This window comes from Sphingomonas sp. URHD0057, assembly GCF_000620665.1.
Lineage (GTDB): Bacteria > Pseudomonadota > Alphaproteobacteria > Sphingomonadales > Sphingomonadaceae > Sphingomicrobium.
Genome location: NZ_KK211162.1, coordinates 517,764 through 532,554 on the forward strand (window position 1 = coordinate 517,764; position 14,791 = coordinate 532,554).

The following is a 14,791-nucleotide window of genomic DNA, read 5'->3' on the forward strand; positions in this document are numbered from 1 at the left end:
TGCCGGCTACACCATCACCGGCACGTCGGGCACCGACCAGACCGGGCTCGACTTCGCCAACTTCCTGCCGAATCCGGACATCGCCATTACGAAATATGTGAAGACCGATGTCAGCGGCGCCTTCGTCGATGCGAACGATCCGAGCGGACCGCTGGCAAGCGCCAGCACCACGGTCGACTTCAAGGTCGTCGTTTCGAATACCGGCAACGAAGCCCTGTCCGGCATCTCGATATCGGACACCGTCGATCATAATGGCGTCGAGACCAACGAGGTGATCGACTACAATCTGGTCAATGCCCAGATCGACATCGACAACGACGGGACCATCGACGGCGCATGGTCGGATTACGACCAAAACCTGGACGGCACCCTCGATGATGCCGATGGCAACTTCGCCACGGTGGATGATTTCGTCCTGGCGGCAGGAGATTCGTTTTCAGTCTATTATTCGCTGGATTCCGCCCTCGGCCAGCATGAGAATACGGCGGCCGTCGAAGCGGTATCGGCAATCAGTGATACGACCGTCTTGGCCGAAGACGACGCAAATTATTATGTCGTCGAGGACGAGGATTGCGTCGGCGTCCGCACGCCGGGCTTCTGGGCAAGCACCAAGTGGGGCACGTTCTGGGATGCCAAGGGCGCGGGCTGGGGAACTGCGCCCAACGAGCCGCATCAGGCCGGCACACCTGGGTTTGCCGGCGGCGAGCTGCTCTACAAAGTGTATCTGTCGGATACCAATGGCGACCACGTCATCAATAGCAGCGACGCCTTCACCAAGGGTCTGCTGATCGGCGATTACAACAAGAACGGCATCACCGACGCGGGTGAGGATACCGTCTTCATCAGCCTTGCCGATGCAAAGACGCTGATCAATGCATCCAGCAAGCAGATTGCTGACGGCAAGACCGCCGACGGCATTTACATGCTTGGGCGCGATGTGGTGGCGACGTGGCTGAATTATCTCGCCAACAACCCGGGCGACGACACCGGCAACTGCATCGGCGGTGTCAATTCCGGCGACGGCACGAACTCGCCGAAGGAGTACCTCGATGCCGCGATCGACTGGTTCCAGCAGTTCGCCAGCACCACCAACGGCACTGCCGCGCAGAACCTCGTGAACAGCTATCATGACGGGGACAGCCAATCGACGTTCCAATTCGACGCGCGAATCGCCCCGAGCTCGGCGAGCTGGCAGAATGCAGTCACTCAAGGGCAGGATCTTCCGGTCAGTGCGGCGGCGATGCATTCCGCGCTGGACGGCTATAACAACACGGGCACGATCGCCGGTGTCGAATATTGCTGCGATGCGGATAGTGAGTTGGCGCTCAACGTGCTGTCGCAGGTCCACGCGAGCCTGTTCTTATAGTCGCCCCGCCGCTCCGCGGCGGCGCTCCAAAATTCAAGCATCCCCCCGATGCTCGAATTTTGGAGCGGGTAGCGGGAATCGAACCCGCGCGTTCAGCTTGGGAAGCTGACAGGCTACCATTACATCATACCCGCTTGGCGCCGCCGAGTTAGGTCGCCCTCCGCGGGCCGTCAACGCACCCCGAAAAATCCGTTTGGAACATGACGGCGATTCCGGCGTTGCACATTATAAGCATACTTACTATATCCGTCTCAAATGGAAACCTTACCCTATGAAATCGGCGAGACCGCGCATGCGGTGAAGCGGGCTTTCGCCCGGCGTGCGGCGCATCTCGGCATTACCGGGGCGCAGGCCAAGGTGCTCCTGCGCCTGACCCGCAACCCGGGACTGAGGCAGGTCGAGCTTGCCGACATTCTGGATATCGAGCCGATCACGTTGACGCGAATGATCGACCGGCTGGAGGAGGCCGGCTACGTCGAGCGCGCCGCCGATCCCGCCGATCGCCGCGCCTGGCGCCTTCAACTCACCGACACGGCACAGCCGCTCGTCGTAAAGCTCAAGGCCATTGCCGCCGAGCTGGTCGAGGAAGCGTTTGCCGGAATCGACCCGAAAGACATCGCGACGACCCGCCGCGTGCTTGCGCAGGCGCGCGAGAACGTCACCCGGTCAGCACCAATCAGCAGGGCTTTGAATCAATGAACAAAATGGCAACCGAACCGATGACCGGCACCGCGTCGGACGACGCGCCGAAGGTCAAGCGCAAGATCGGCGCGCGCGTTTCCTTGCGGACCGTCCTGATGCTGATCGTGCCGGCGCTGCTGATCCTCGGTGGGGCCTATTACTGGCTGACCAGCGGCGGCAGCGTCTCCACCGACGACGCGCAAGTGAAGCAGGACATCGTCTCGGTCAGCCCGCAGGTCGCTGGCCCCGTCCAGCACGTCTACGTCAGGAACGGGGCGCGGGTGACGCGTGGGCAGCTGCTGTTCAGCATCGATCCGGCGCCGTTCAAGGTCGCGCTCGAGCAGGCGCAGGCGCAGCTCGCGACCGCGCGGCTGCAGACCAGCCAGCTGCAGACCCAGGCGGCCGGAACCGGCGCCGACATCGTCGGCGAGCAGGCCAACCTGGCCATCAAGAAAAATGCGCTCGGCCGTCAGCAAGCCTTGCTCAAGCAGGGCTTCACCACCCGCTCCGACTACGACGACGCGCTCAACGAGGTGAAGACCGCCGAACAGGACCTCGCCGATGCGCGAGCGCGGGCGGCGAACGCCCATGCCGCGCTCGCGCCGGGCGGCGACCAGCCTCAAATCGCGCAGGCGCAGGCCGCGGTCGACAAGGCGCGGCTCGACCTCGAGCGCACGCAGATCCACGCCCCGATGGATGGCGTGGTCGAGAATGCCGACAACCTCCAGGTCGGCCAGATGGCCGTGACCGGGGTCGGCGTGCTGAGCCTTGTTCATAGCCAGACTGCGTGGGTCGAGGCGAACTTCAAAGAAAAGGACGTCGGCAAGATGGTACCCGGCCAGAAGGCCAGGATTGAGGTCGACGCTTACCCGGGCCGGAAGTTCGAAGCCCATGTGCAGACCATCGGCGCGGGAACGGGCGGCGAATTCTCGCTGCTCCCCGCGCAGAATGCCAACGGTAACTGGGTCAAGGTAACCCAGCGCGTGCCCGTGCGGATCGCCTTCGACGGCAATCCGGAGCGGCCAATGATCGCCGGCCTGTCGGTCAACGCGACCGTCTATTTCGACCAGACCAAGAAGTAAGCATTCGTGGCGAGCACGCCCGACAACAGCCCGACCCATGTGCTCCCTACGGGCGAGCGGATCATCGTCACCATCGGGGTGATGATGGCGGTCCTGCTGCAAGTGCTCGACACGACCATTGCCAATGTCGCGCTGCCGCACATGCAGGCGAGCCTCAGCGCGACGCAGGACAGCATCAACTGGGTGCTGACCAGCTATATCGTCGCTTCTGCGATCGCTTTGCCGATCAGCGGCTGGCTCGCCGACAAGGTCGGGCGCAAGCGGCTGTTGCTGATCTCGGTCGTGCTTTTCACTGTGGCGTCGGTCCTGTGCGCGACCGCGACCTCGCTGCCTGAAATGGTGCTGTTCCGCGGCCTTCAGGGCATCGGCGGAGCGTTCATCGTCCCGCTTGCCCAGGCGACCTTGTTCGACATCAACCCGCGCGACAAGCAGGGCCAGGCGATGGCGCTGTTCGGGGGCGGCGTGATGATTGGCCCGATCCTCGGCCCGGTGCTCGGCGGCTGGCTGACCGACAATTACAATTGGCGGTGGGTGTTCCTGGTCAATTTGCCGGTTGGCATCATTTGCGCGCTCCTGATGCTTCGCTTCATGCCCAAGACCGAGACGCACGAGCGCAAGTTCGACCTGTTCGGCTTCGCGCTGCTCGGCATTGCGCTGGCCGCACTGCAGTTGTTCCTCGATCGCGGCCAGCAGAACGACTGGTTCCAGAGCTGGGAGACGATCATCGAGCTTGGCGTCGCGATCGGAGCCGGCTGGATGTTCGTCGTTCAGATGGTGACGGCGAAGCACCCGCTGTTCGAGCGCTCGATGTTCGCCGACCGCAATTTCGCAACCGGGCTGGTGTTCATGGCGGTGACCGGGGTGCTGCTTCTCGCCGGCCTCGCGCTGCTGCCGCCACTGCTGCAGACCATGTACGGCTATTCGGTGCTCCAGTCCGGCTTCCTGACTGCTCCGCGTGGGGTAGGGACCCTGATCTCGATGCTCCTGGCGGGGCGCCTGGTCGGCAAGTTCGATTCGCGCGTGCTGGTCGGCATCGGCGTCGTCCTGATGGGCGTTTCGCTGTATATGATGACGGGCTTCGCCATCGACCAACCGGCGCGACCGGTGATCGTTAGCGGTGTGGTCCAAGGCCTCGGCCTTGGGCTAATCTTCGTGCCGTTGCAGACGCTGGCGTTCGAAACGCTGGCACCGCGGATGCGGACGACCGCCGCCGCGATGCTCAACCTGTCCCGCAACATCGGTGGGTCGGTCGGCATCTCGGTAGTCGGGGCGCAGCTCGTGCGGATGACCCAGGTCGCGCATGCCGATCTCGCCCAGCATATCACCCAGCAGACGATCCCGACGGCGAACTCGACATTGATCCAGACCGCGATCCCGACCGCCGGCCCGCTGGTGCTCGCCTACATCAACGGCGAGATTACGCGGCAGGCGCTGTTCATCGCCTATCTGGACGACTTCAAGCTGATGATGCTGGTGACTTTCGCGGTGCTTCCGCTGCTGCTTTTGATGCGCCGCGGCAACCGCGCCGGCAGCGGCGGGCCGCAGCATGCGGCGATGGATTAAGCTGCCGGCGTCTATTGCTTGCTGACGGGTTGTTCATCGGAAAAGGCGCCAATTAGTCGATCGATGAACGACTGAAACGTGGCGTATTTCGTGCGGTCCGCCTCATATTCCTTGATCCGATCCTCAAGCAACGGGAGGTAGACGAAATCGCGGTCGAACACGTAATCAAGGCGGCGCTGTTGCGCTCCGTTCCTGTCACCGACACTTTCCAAGATTCGAATCTCGCCGAGCCTGACCACATGCTCGATCACTGTGCCGAACCATTCGGGCATGCCCTGCGATGTCTGCTCGTCCTTTATGGGGGAATAGAGGTGAGCATATTGGTTGATCTTGGTCTTCACCGCCGGCGCTTCCAGAAGCGGATTGACGAAAGAATGTCCAAACTCGTGGATGACTAGCCACTTGGTGTCTTTGCCCTCTTCGAAGCCGCATCCATACTCTTCAGCCGTCTTTGCGTGTCGATTGGGAGCAACGATCATGAATGTCTGAATCCCTTGCGGGGTATTCACCCGCACATTCATATCGACGAAATTGTTCTCAAGCGGGGATGGCAGGACCGCGTAACGGCTGAGGCTGGTGCCATAGTAACGCTCCATTGCCGACAACAAGGACGGCGGCGGCAAATCCTTTTGGACTTCGGCAAAGGCGCAGTCGTAGGCCAGTCGCGATTCGTGGAGGAAGTTCTCCACATGAGCGTCCCGGTAAAATTGGTTTACGGCATTCATTAGTTGAACGGCTGAAGCGATATTCTGCTTCGGGAATTCGAAATCCGGAAAACCGATCCGATTGCGATCGAAGGACGCATGAGGAACCGGCTTCTCGGAAGAGACGGCCATAATGTTCAAAATTTGAAGCCAGTTTATCCAGCCGCTGCCTTCCGCCCGCATCATTTTGTCGAGCAGCTGGATAGAAGGATGCGAAGCGTAGCGGGCGAAATGCGCCTTCTCTTTGTCCGCCAAGGGGCGGACGCCCACGTTCGGCACCTTCCACGAGGGCGCCAGCAAAACCATGATCTGGAGCGTTTCCAGCGTCGCGTTCCGATCGAGTTCGAATTGTGGAGTACGCGCTGGCGCTGGTGCTGCCGCGATTAGTGCCAAGGCAACTGCAATCAGCCGAACTATTCTCATGACGCCTCCGCCCAATCCTGTCGATCGTGCCGGATAAGATGCGCGCGCAAGGCACTGCAACAGCGAACAATTCGACCAAGAGCAGTTTCACATCGACCGGTGCGACAATTGTAGCACCCACGGCAATTTCGATGGCGGACAGCACGGGGCGATTAGCCGCTTAGGGAAGCTCGCTGAGCTTGGCCGGCGACGACTTGCCGTTGGGAAGCGGGTCGAGCGAGCGCGCGATCTCGCGGATCTGGTCGTCGCTGAGCTTGTCGAATTGGGCGAGAACCGGAACGGCCGCGTCGTAACCCAGGATCCGGTCGGTGTGCGCTTCCATCCAGCGCCGATATTGGTCGAAAATTTTGGCGCCGGCCACGTCGTGGGGCCCATCGCCTTCAAGGCTGCGATCCATGTTGCCGAGTGCCATGCGCGGATAATCGGTCAACGCGAGCTCCGACAGCTTGGCCTGATATTCGAGCACCGGCTGTTCGACCTTGATGCCGAGCGTCTCGTCGATCGCGTGACGGCCTTCATGGACGTAGATCGACTGGTTGAAATTGGCGCGTGCATATTCGGCGAGGAAGGCTCGGCGGAAGCCGGCGTCGTCGTGAGATTTCGTGCGGGCGACCGTGGCGACGCGGTCGACGACTTGCAGCTGGAGGCGGCTGCCGAGGCCGTCGAGCGTCGCGACCGCCCGCTGCTTCAGCTTGGCGATGTCCTCGACGGAGCGTTGATTGCCGCGTGAGATGAGCGTGCGCCGAGCCTCGCTGTCCCGGGTTTGCTGGAAGGCCGTCAGCGGTGATTGGACATAGCGCGGACGAACCTGGACGATGACCCCATTGGCGGTCCATCCTCCGACCGCGGCCGAGCCATCCCATAGCCACGACGTGAAGCCGTTGGAGATCATGTTGTCGATGGCCACGAAATGGATCTTGGCCGTGTGGCCATATTGCGTGACCTGGTCGTCGCGGTCCTCGATCACGTGGCCGCCGTGCATGCTCGGATAGCCGTTGGTTTGGCCGGCCGTTCCCAGGATCCCGTAATATTTGCGCAGCGCTTCACTCGGATCGCCGGTCGCTCCCGCCGCTGTCATCAGTGCCGCAGTGAAGGCTTTCGCAGCAGCCAGCACCCCGCCGTTGTCACTCTTTCCGCGAGCCATGGCGCGATGGAGCTCGAGGAGCTTCGCTTCGAGCTTGGCGCGCTCCGCCCAATAGGTTTGCACCCGCTCCCATGTCGGGTTGCCGGCTTCGATCCTGTTCAAATCGTGCACCGCCGCAAAGCGTTGCGACGACTGCGCGAAACCGGCCCGGACGAGAAGCTCGGTGAGCTTCAGGCGATCGTCGGCCGTGGCACCCGAGCGCAGGCCGTTGACGAACAGCGCTGTCGCGCCGGCATCCTGCAGCGCCTGGGGCGCGTCGCTGTCCTCGATCCAGAAATAATCCTTCCACGCGGCGAGCGCTGCAGCGGCGTCGTCGGTGAGAAGCGCGGTCTCGAGGCGAACGCGCGCAGCTTCAATGTCGGCGTCGGGGGTGAATTGCGCTTCCTCGGTCTTCGCCTCCGCGAGCAGTTGAGCGCTTCGGGACGGAGTTTTCGCGGCGAGGTCGAGCCGCGCGCCGATGAGGTGCGTGCGGATGGCGTCGCGCTCGGCCGCATCGGGACAGGCGGCGAGCAGCGCATTGGATTCGCGGATACTCTCATCGAAGCGGCCGGATTCGCGCAGCACGCGCGCTTTGAGCTCGGCGCTGTCGCACGGCTTGTCGCCGAGGTGGAGCGCCGCGTCGAGATGCTCGAGCGCTCGCGGCGCATCGCCGTCCACGAGCCATGCGACGCGCGCCAGTTCGCGCTCGGCGCCCGCTTTGTCCGAAGCGGGAGCGGCGGGGTCGGCGATGATGCTCGCATAGACGCCTTCCGCCTTGGCGACGTGATTGAGCTCATATTCCGAGCGGCCCTGGCCGAGAGTTGCCGCGGACGCAGCCGAAGCGAGAAGAAATTCGACCAACGCCAAGCCTGCACCGACACGCATCACCGACCGTCCTTTACTCGGTTGAGCTACAAATTTAGCGTCGTCGAAGCATAGAATATTGGACGATTCGAAGGTGAACCGAGCGACCAACTTCAATGGGCTGGAGATCGAGCTCCACCGCTTTGCCGGAGCGCGGGTGCTGCGGGTGGTCCATCCGGGCGAGCAGCGGATTGAGGAGCACAGTCACGACTGGGCGTATATCGGGCTCTACACCGCCGGCCGCTATCGCGAGCAATACGATGGCGGCGAAGCCGATATGTCCGGCCCGTGCGCGGTTCTTCATCCGGCCGGACGGCCTCACGCGGACGTGGTCGAGGCCGAGGGCCTGGAGACGCTGACGATCGAGTTCGACCCGGCCTGGCTGCGGCTGCACGGGTTCAACCACCGGCTCGACCGCTCGCTGCTGTGGAGCGGCGGGCCGGTGGGGCTTGCCTCGAGGCGGCTGTCGCAGGTGGTGGCCGCGCTCAGCGCCGACGAAGCCGCGCTCGGGCAAGCGACCGCCCAGTTCCTCAATTTCGCGCTGATGGCCGAGGCGCAGTCCCCGCCGGGCTGGGTCGCGGGCCTGCGCGAACGGCTCGGCGACAACGAGCCGGGAGGCGCAACCGAGATCGCGCGCACGCTCGATCTTCATCCGGCCTATCTGGCGCGCGCCTATCGCGCGGCGATGGGGGAGGGCGTGACGGAGACGAGGCGCCGCCGGCGCGTCGAGACAGCCTCCGCGTTGCTGCGTCACTCGCCGCTGCCGCTGGCCGAGATCGCCGTTGCCGCGGGATTTTGCGACCAGAGCCACATGAACCGCAGCTTCTCGGCGGTCCTTGGGCGGACGCCACTTCAGGTCCGGCGCGAGCGGCAGTTGTTCGACGAGCGCCTGGCAGTATCGGCCTGAGGCGATGACTTCGGTGATTGCCGTGCGGATCACGCCGCGCTCGTCCCGGCCCGGCTTTCGCGGGTGGCGAGCGGGCGCCGACGGCCGCGAGGAGCTCGAGGTCCACGTCGCCGCCGCGCCGGCGGACGGCGCGGCGAACGAGGCGGTGATCGCCTTGCTCGCCAAGGCGCTTGGGGTCAGCCGTTGCGAACTGTCGATACTTTCCGGCACGACATCTCGTCACAAGCGGATCGCGATCCCATTTGACGTTGCAGAGGCGCGGGCGCGGCTCAGCACATAAAGGGAGAAGACAATGTTCGAGATCGGCAAGCGGCGGCTCGGCCGCGACGGACCTGAAGTGTCCGCCATCGGCCTCGGCTGCATGGGCATGAGCGAATTCTATGCCGGCGGCAGCGAGGACGAATCGATCGCCACCATCCATCATGCGATCGAGCGCGGCGTCACCTTCCTCGACACCGCCGACATGTACGGCGTCGGCCGCAACGAGGAGCTGGTCGGGCGGGCGATCAAGGGCAAGCGCGACCGGGTCTTTCTGGCGACCAAGTTCGGCAACGTGCGCGGACCCAATGGCGAGTTCCTCGGCGTCCGCGGCGACCCCGACTACGTACGCTCGGCGTGCGAGGCGAGCCTGGAGCGCTTAGGGGTCGAGGTGATCGACCTCTATTACCAACATCGCGTCGACCCGTCGGTGCCGATCGAGGACACGGTCGGCGAGATGGCGCGGCTGCAGCGGGAGGGGAAGGTGCGCTACCTCGGACTGTCCGAAGCCGCGCCGCGGACGATCCGCGCGGCATTCGCGACTTCGACGATCACCGCGGTGCAGACCGAGCTGTCGCTATGGAGCCGCGACGCCGAGGCCGAGGTGCTGCCGACAGTCCGCGAGCTCGGCATTGGCTATGTCGCTTATTCGCCCCTCGGGCGCGGCTTCCTGACCGGCCAGATCAAGTCGCCGAGCGACTTCGCCGACGATGATTTTCGCAAGAATCACCCGCGCTTCCAGGGCGAGAATTTCGAAAAGAACATCCAGCTCGTTCGAGAGGTCGAGGTGTTGGCGCAGGAGAAGGGCTGCACCACGGCGCAGCTCGCGCTCGCCTGGGTGCTGGCCAAGGGCGAGGACGTAGTGCCGATCCCGGGCACCAAGCACCGCCGCTATCTCGATGAGAATATCGGCGCGCTCGACGTCAAGCTCAGCGACGAGGACCTGAAGCGCCTCGACGAGATCCTGCCGCCCGGCGCCGCGGCGGGGCCGCGTTATCCCGAGCAGGCGATGGCGGCAGTCAACCGCTAACAGCCCTTCGTCGAACGGCCGCTGGCGCGGCGCCATAAGCCGTGCCAAGTCACCCTCCTCTTGCGAGGGGAGGGATTCGCGCGATGTTCGATCTGTCACGCCGTGAAATGCTGGTTTCCGGAGTCATTGCCAGCGCCGTTACCGCTGCAACGCCGACGAAAGTGCTGGCACAGGCGGCGGAGGGAGCTTCCGCGACCGCGGCGTGGGATCTCAAGGATCTATTCCCGACCGATGCGGCGTGGGAGGCGGAGCGCCAGGCGATCCTGAAGGACGTGCCGGCGCTCAAGGCATACCAGGGCAAGCTGGGTTCGAGCGCGGCGACGTTGAAAGCAGCGCTGCAGGCACAGTCGGACATCAACCGGCGGACGTCGCGGCTGTACACCTATGCCTCCCTGAAAGCGGACGAGGATCGGCGCGTCGCGGCCAACCAGGAGCGCAAGCAGAAGGCGCAGGACGTGTTCACCGCAATCGGCGAAGCGACCGCCTGGACTAACCCCGAAATCGTCGCGCTTGGTGCGTCGCGGGTGGACGCGCTGATCGCGGCCGATCCCGGCCTCAACAAATTCGCCTTCGGGTTGCACGACACGCTGCGCCAGGCGCCGCATACTTTGTCGCCCGGCGGGGAGCAGCTGCTGGCGTCCGCCGGAACCCCGCTCGCCGGGCCGCAGGACATCCGCGACCAGCTGGTTGCGGCGGATATTCCGCGGCCGACCGTGAAGCTCAGCGACGGCCGCGAGGTCAGGCTCGACGATCAGGGCTACACGCAGGCGCGGAGCGCGCCCGACCGGGCCGACCGAAAAATGGTCTTCGACAAATATTGGGCGAGCTACAAGGCGTTCGAAAATTCGCTTGGCGCGGCCCTGGGGGCACAGGTCAAGGGCGCGCTGTTCAGTGCGAAGGCGCGTCATTACGACAGCGCCCTCCAGGCGGCGCTCGGCGCATCCAACATTCCCGAACCGGTCTATCGGTCGCTGATCGCGGAGACCAACCGTGGCTTGCCGGTGCTGCACCGCTATTTCGCGCTGCGTCAGCGGATGCTCGGGCTGCCCGACATGGGCTATTGGGACATCTATCCGCCGCTGGTGAAATCGGACCGGACCTACAGCCTGGCCGAAATGCGCCAGCTGACGAGCGAGGCAATCAAGCCGCTCGGGCCCGATTATGTGAAGCTGTTCCTGGATTCGAGCGCCAAGCGCTGGGTCGACCCGTTCCCGCGGCCGGGCAAGGCCTCGGGGGCGTACATGGACCCGGGCGGGTTCGACGTTCACCCGTACCTGCTGCTGAACCTCACCAACAAATATGACGGCGTGTCGCAATATGCCCATGAATGGGGCCATGCGATGCACACGATGCTCGCCAACAAGGCGCAGCCGTTCGAGCTGGCGAACTATCCGACCTTCACTGCGGAGGTCGCCTCGACCTGCCACGAGTTGCTGCTCGCGAACATGATGGTGGAGCGGGCGAAAACGAGGGAGGACAAGCTGTTCTACCTCGGCCAGATCATGGAGAATTATCGCGGGACCTTCTTCCGTCAGTCGATGTTCGCCGAGTTCCAGCTGGCGATCAACGATCTCGGGACCACGGGCGAAGGGCTATCGGGCGAGAAGATGGCCGGGCTCTATCTCGACCTCCTCAAGCGCTACCACGGCCCCAACGTCCGCATCGAGCCGGACTATGCCAGCGAGTGGTCGGCGATCCCGCACTTCTATTTCGGCCTCTACGTCTGGCAGTATGCAACCTCGATCACCGCGGCGAACTTCTTCGCGCAGAAGATCATGCACGGCACGCCGGCCGACCGCGACCGCTACCTCGCGGTGCTCCGCTCGGGCGGTTCGGACTATGGCTACAGTCTGCTGAAGCTGGGCGGTCTCGATATGGCGACCGCCGAGCCGTACCAGCTGATCGTCAGCAGCTTCTCGAAGGTGCTCGATCAGGCCGAGGCGCTGGCCTAGCCGCGCTCGGCTTCGGCCTTGAACAGGTCGAGGAGCATGCCCCAGCCGCCGTCCATGCTTTCGAAGAGCTCGACGGCGTCGGCGCCCATGCGCTCGAGGTCGCGATGCTCGAAATGGACGACGGTCTTGCCGTCGCGCTCCTCGAAATTGACCTCGACAATGGTTTCGAAGTCGGGGTCGTAGGCGAACTCGCAGGTCAGCTGCCACGCGAGGACCAGGCGGCGAGGGGGATCGTAGGCAAGGACCTTGCCCCAATCGTACTCGGAGCCGTCGGCCCCGACCTCGTACCAGCGGCCGCCGGCACGCGGTTCGATGACGACGTCCTTCTGGGTCGTGCCTCGGGCGATGCTGTGCTCCTTGTGCCACCAGTCACCCATGCGGGCCGCGAACACCTGAAAGGCGCGGTCGATCGGCGCGTTCACCTCGATCGTCTTGCGGATCGCGGCCGGGGCGATGCGCTGGGCCGTGTCGTTCATCGTTCGTGCTCCTGTTCGGCAAGGCGTTTGAAATTGGCGAGGCTGCGGTCCCATTGCTGGTCGAGCCAGCGGCGCAGCGGGCCGAGCCCCTGAGGGTCGACGCGGTAGATGCGGCTGGTCCCGCGGGCTTCGTCGGTGACCAAGCCGGCGTCTTTCAGCGTCTTCAGATGCTGGGACACCGCGGGCCGGCTGACCGGAAGCAAAGCGGCGAGCGCACCGACCGATTGGGGGCGTTCGGCAATGTGCTCGAACACAGCCCTCCGGGTCGGATCGGACAGCGCCGCGAAAATCCGGTCGTTCATGGCACGATGGTAAGACAGTACTTACCGTAAGTCAACGCTTACTATTAGCGGTCGTCGATGAGACTCATGCAGGTGACGCCGGCCTCGGCTTTCTGAAGCTCGGACACGTCGACTTCAACGACCTTAAATCCGCGCCCGCGCAGCGCGTCGGCGGTGCGGGGATTGCCGGCCGGGAGGATGAGGCGGTCGCCGGCGCGCACGCAATTTGCGGCTGTGGGTTCAGCTTCATCGACGGGGAGCGGTTCCACCCCAGCGAATTGGCCGGGGTCGATCGCTTGACGGTTGTAGAGCAGCACGCCGTTGCCGGCGTAGATCGCGCCGGTCTTGAGGTGCAGGCAGGCGCCGGCCTCGGCCGCGGCGACCTCGTAGCCGATGGCGTTGGCAATCGCCGCCAGCGCGTCGATCCCGGCGCGATCGGTTCGGGTCGAAACGCCGACATAAAGGAGTTTGCCGATTCGGAGCACGTCGCCGCCATCGACATGTCCGTGCGCGATGCGGTGCAGTTCGAAATAATCCGCGAGGCCTGCGGCGGTCGAATCCACCTCGCCGATACGCGAGGCCGCGCCCGGGCGGGTGATCACCGCATGGTCGCCGAGGATCAGCGCCGTGTCCTCGACGAACACGGCGTCGGGGTCGTCGGCGAGTTCGGGCAGGCGGACGATCTCGAAGCCCGCATCGGCGAGCGCTCGCTCATAAGCCGCGTGCTGCGCGACCGCTTTCGCCGGATCGATCGGGACGCGGTCGAGGTGCGTCAGCTCGCACTCGGCGATGCGCGGGCTGACCGCTCGGGTGAACGCCTTCACTGCGCTGCCCGGACGACCTGCCCGCCCTTCATGACGAGGCGAATTCGGCGAACGGCCGAGACATTCTGCGTCGGGTCGCCGTCGACGGCGATGAGGTCGGCGAGCAGGCCCGGTTTTACCTCGCCGCGGTCGGTCAGGTGAAGGATCCGCGCGTTGCCCGACGTCGCCGCGATCATCACCTGCGCGGCGGGCATTCCCGCGCGCTGCATCGCCTCCATCTCGAGCCAGTTCTCGCCGTGGGTGAAGACGCCGACGTCGCCGCCCATGCAGATCGGAACGCCGGACTTCATCGCGAGGACGAAGGAGCGGCGGTTCTCCTGAACGCTCTCCGGCGCCGGCTCGTTGCCATCCCAATGCTCGAAATAGCGGGCATAGGCCTCGGACGCCGCGATGGTGGGGCAGAGCGCGGTGCCGCGGTCGTGCATCAGCTTGAACACCTCGGCCGTGCCGGCATAGCCATGCTCGATCGTGTCGGCGCCGGCGAGGATCGCGCGGCGCATGCCTTCGGCGGTGGTGGCGTGAGCGGCAACGAGACGGCCCGCGTCGTGCGCGGCGGCGACCCCGGCATTCAGCTCTGCCTGGCTGAGCGTCGGGCGGCTCGGCTCGCCCTTGGCCCAATGATAATCGGCGTAGAATTTGACGATGTCCGCGCCGGCCGCGACCTGGTCGCGCACCGCGCGGATGATTTCGTCGACGCCAGCCACTTCCTGCGCCCCCTGCGGGACGGAAACGCCAGGTTCGAAGCCCTTGGGACCATAGGCGCCGCGCGCCACGATCGCCTTGGTTGAGACGAGCAGTCGGGGGCCGGGGACGATGCCTTGATCGATCGCTTTCTTGAGCCCGACGTCGGCGAATCCGGCGCCCTCGGTGCCGAGATCGCGCTCGGTGGTGAAGCCGGCGTCGAGGGTGCGTTCGGCTTGGACGACCGCGCGGGCCGTGCGCAGCGCGAGCGGCTCGTGCAGCACCTGATCGTCCCAGAGTGTCTCATTGTAGGGGTGAAGGAAGAGGTGCGAATGGCCCTCGATCAGGCCCGGCATCAGCGTTGCGCCGGGAAGGTCGATGATCCGGGCGTCGGCCGGTGCAGAGACATTCGGCCCGACGGCCGCAATGCGGTCGCCGTCGACCAGCACCTGCCAGCCTTCGTGCGGCGCGACGTTCACGCCGTCGAACACGCGTGACGGTCGGAGCAGGACCGGCTCGGCCGCGGCGATGGTGGGCAGGAGCAGAGCGGAAAGGAGCAGGATCAGGCGGCGCATG

At 64.6% G+C, this 14,791-nt stretch carries 14 protein-coding genes and 1 tRNA gene; 8 read left to right on the forward strand and 7 right to left on the reverse strand.

Annotated features, from left to right (window positions below; all coding sequences use genetic code 11):
* A partial coding sequence (locus N539_RS16825) for a hypothetical protein (protein ID WP_037552756.1) occupies nt 1-1,366 on the forward strand: 1,366 nt, incomplete at its 5' end.
* Nucleotides 1,367-1,426: 60 nt separating this feature from the next.
* Here N539_RS16825 and N539_RS0111440 read toward each other — a convergent pair.
* Nucleotides 1,427-1,500: transfer RNA gene (locus N539_RS0111440), tRNA-Gly, on the reverse strand.
* 121 nt (nt 1,501-1,621) lie between these two features.
* On the opposite strand from N539_RS0111440, the gene N539_RS16830 reads away from it, so the two are divergent.
* The 3 genes from N539_RS16830 to N539_RS16835 are packed head-to-tail and all read left to right on the forward strand — an operon-like array spanning nt 1,622 to nt 4,692.
* The gene (locus N539_RS16830) at nt 1,622-2,065 is read left to right on the forward strand and encodes a MarR family winged helix-turn-helix transcriptional regulator (RefSeq protein WP_037552757.1); all 444 of its coding nucleotides are present in this window, start codon (nt 1,622-1,624) and stop codon (nt 2,063-2,065) included.
* A gap of 5 nt (nt 2,066-2,070) precedes the next feature.
* Nucleotides 2,071-3,129 (forward strand): HlyD family secretion protein, encoded by a 1,059-nt coding sequence (locus tag N539_RS0111450; RefSeq protein ID WP_037552900.1) that lies wholly within the window; start codon nt 2,071-2,073, stop codon nt 3,127-3,129.
* A 6-nt stretch (nt 3,130-3,135) separates the two neighbouring features.
* Nucleotides 3,136-4,692 carry a DHA2 family efflux MFS transporter permease subunit gene (locus N539_RS16835; protein ID WP_231463041.1) on the forward strand — a complete coding sequence of 519 codons (1,557 nt, stop codon included), beginning with the start codon at nt 3,136-3,138 and terminating at the stop codon, nt 4,690-4,692.
* A gap of 11 nt (nt 4,693-4,703) precedes the next feature.
* Here the strand turns inward: N539_RS16835 and N539_RS0111460 are convergent, their stop codons facing one another.
* Nucleotides 4,704-5,819: a DUF4932 domain-containing protein gene (locus N539_RS0111460; RefSeq protein ID WP_156029912.1), complete on the reverse strand. Its 1,116-nt coding sequence runs from the start codon at nt 5,817-5,819 to the stop codon at nt 4,704-4,706.
* A gap of 160 nt (nt 5,820-5,979) precedes the next feature.
* Nucleotides 5,980-7,827 carry a hypothetical protein gene (locus tag N539_RS0111465; protein ID WP_028970367.1) on the reverse strand — a complete coding sequence of 616 codons (1,848 nt, stop codon included), beginning with the start codon at nt 7,825-7,827 and terminating at the stop codon, nt 5,980-5,982.
* 58 nt (nt 7,828-7,885) lie between these two features.
* Here N539_RS0111465 and N539_RS17905 point away from each other — a divergent pair, with 58 nt between their 5' ends.
* From N539_RS17905 to N539_RS0111485, 4 genes are all read left to right on the forward strand, one after another.
* Nucleotides 7,886-8,713 carry a helix-turn-helix domain-containing protein gene (locus N539_RS17905; RefSeq protein ID WP_028970368.1) on the forward strand — a complete coding sequence of 276 codons (828 nt, stop codon included), beginning with the start codon at nt 7,886-7,888 and terminating at the stop codon, nt 8,711-8,713.
* A 4-nt stretch (nt 8,714-8,717) separates the two neighbouring features.
* Entirely contained in the window at nt 8,718-8,993 is a 276-nt protein-coding gene (locus N539_RS16845) for a DUF167 family protein (RefSeq protein ID WP_037552758.1), read from the forward strand.
* Between the two features lie 12 nt (nt 8,994-9,005).
* Entirely contained in the window at nt 9,006-10,001 is a 996-nt protein-coding gene (locus N539_RS0111480; protein ID WP_037552759.1) for an aldo/keto reductase, read from the forward strand.
* Between the two features lie 83 nt (nt 10,002-10,084).
* Nucleotides 10,085-11,953 carry a M3 family oligoendopeptidase gene (locus N539_RS0111485; protein ID WP_028970370.1) on the forward strand — a complete coding sequence of 623 codons (1,869 nt, stop codon included), beginning with the start codon at nt 10,085-10,087 and terminating at the stop codon, nt 11,951-11,953.
* Here the strand turns inward: N539_RS0111485 and N539_RS0111490 are convergent.
* Genes N539_RS0111490 through N539_RS0111505 form a run of 4 tightly spaced genes read right to left on the reverse strand, consistent with a single transcriptional unit; the run spans nt 11,950 to nt 14,790 of the window.
* Entirely contained in the window at nt 11,950-12,429 is a 480-nt protein-coding gene (locus tag N539_RS0111490) for an SRPBCC family protein (protein WP_037552760.1), read from the reverse strand. The two genes, N539_RS0111485 and N539_RS0111490, sit on opposite strands and share 4 nt — an antisense overlap.
* Complete coding sequence (locus N539_RS0111495; RefSeq protein WP_037552761.1) at nt 12,426-12,731, reverse strand: ArsR/SmtB family transcription factor; 306 nt, start codon at nt 12,729-12,731, stop codon at nt 12,426-12,428. Before N539_RS0111495 ends, N539_RS0111490 begins: the two co-directional genes overlap by 4 nt.
* A 44-nt stretch (nt 12,732-12,775) precedes the next feature.
* Nucleotides 12,776-13,534 (reverse strand): dimethylarginine dimethylaminohydrolase family protein, encoded by a 759-nt coding sequence (locus N539_RS0111500; RefSeq protein ID WP_028970373.1) that lies wholly within the window; start codon nt 13,532-13,534, stop codon nt 12,776-12,778.
* Nucleotides 13,531-14,790, reverse strand: coding sequence for a metal-dependent hydrolase family protein (locus N539_RS0111505; RefSeq protein ID WP_028970374.1), 1,260 nt, complete (start codon nt 14,788-14,790; stop codon nt 13,531-13,533). The genes N539_RS0111500 and N539_RS0111505 overlap by 4 nt, the downstream gene beginning before the upstream one ends.
* Nucleotide 14,791 lies beyond the last annotated feature (1 nt).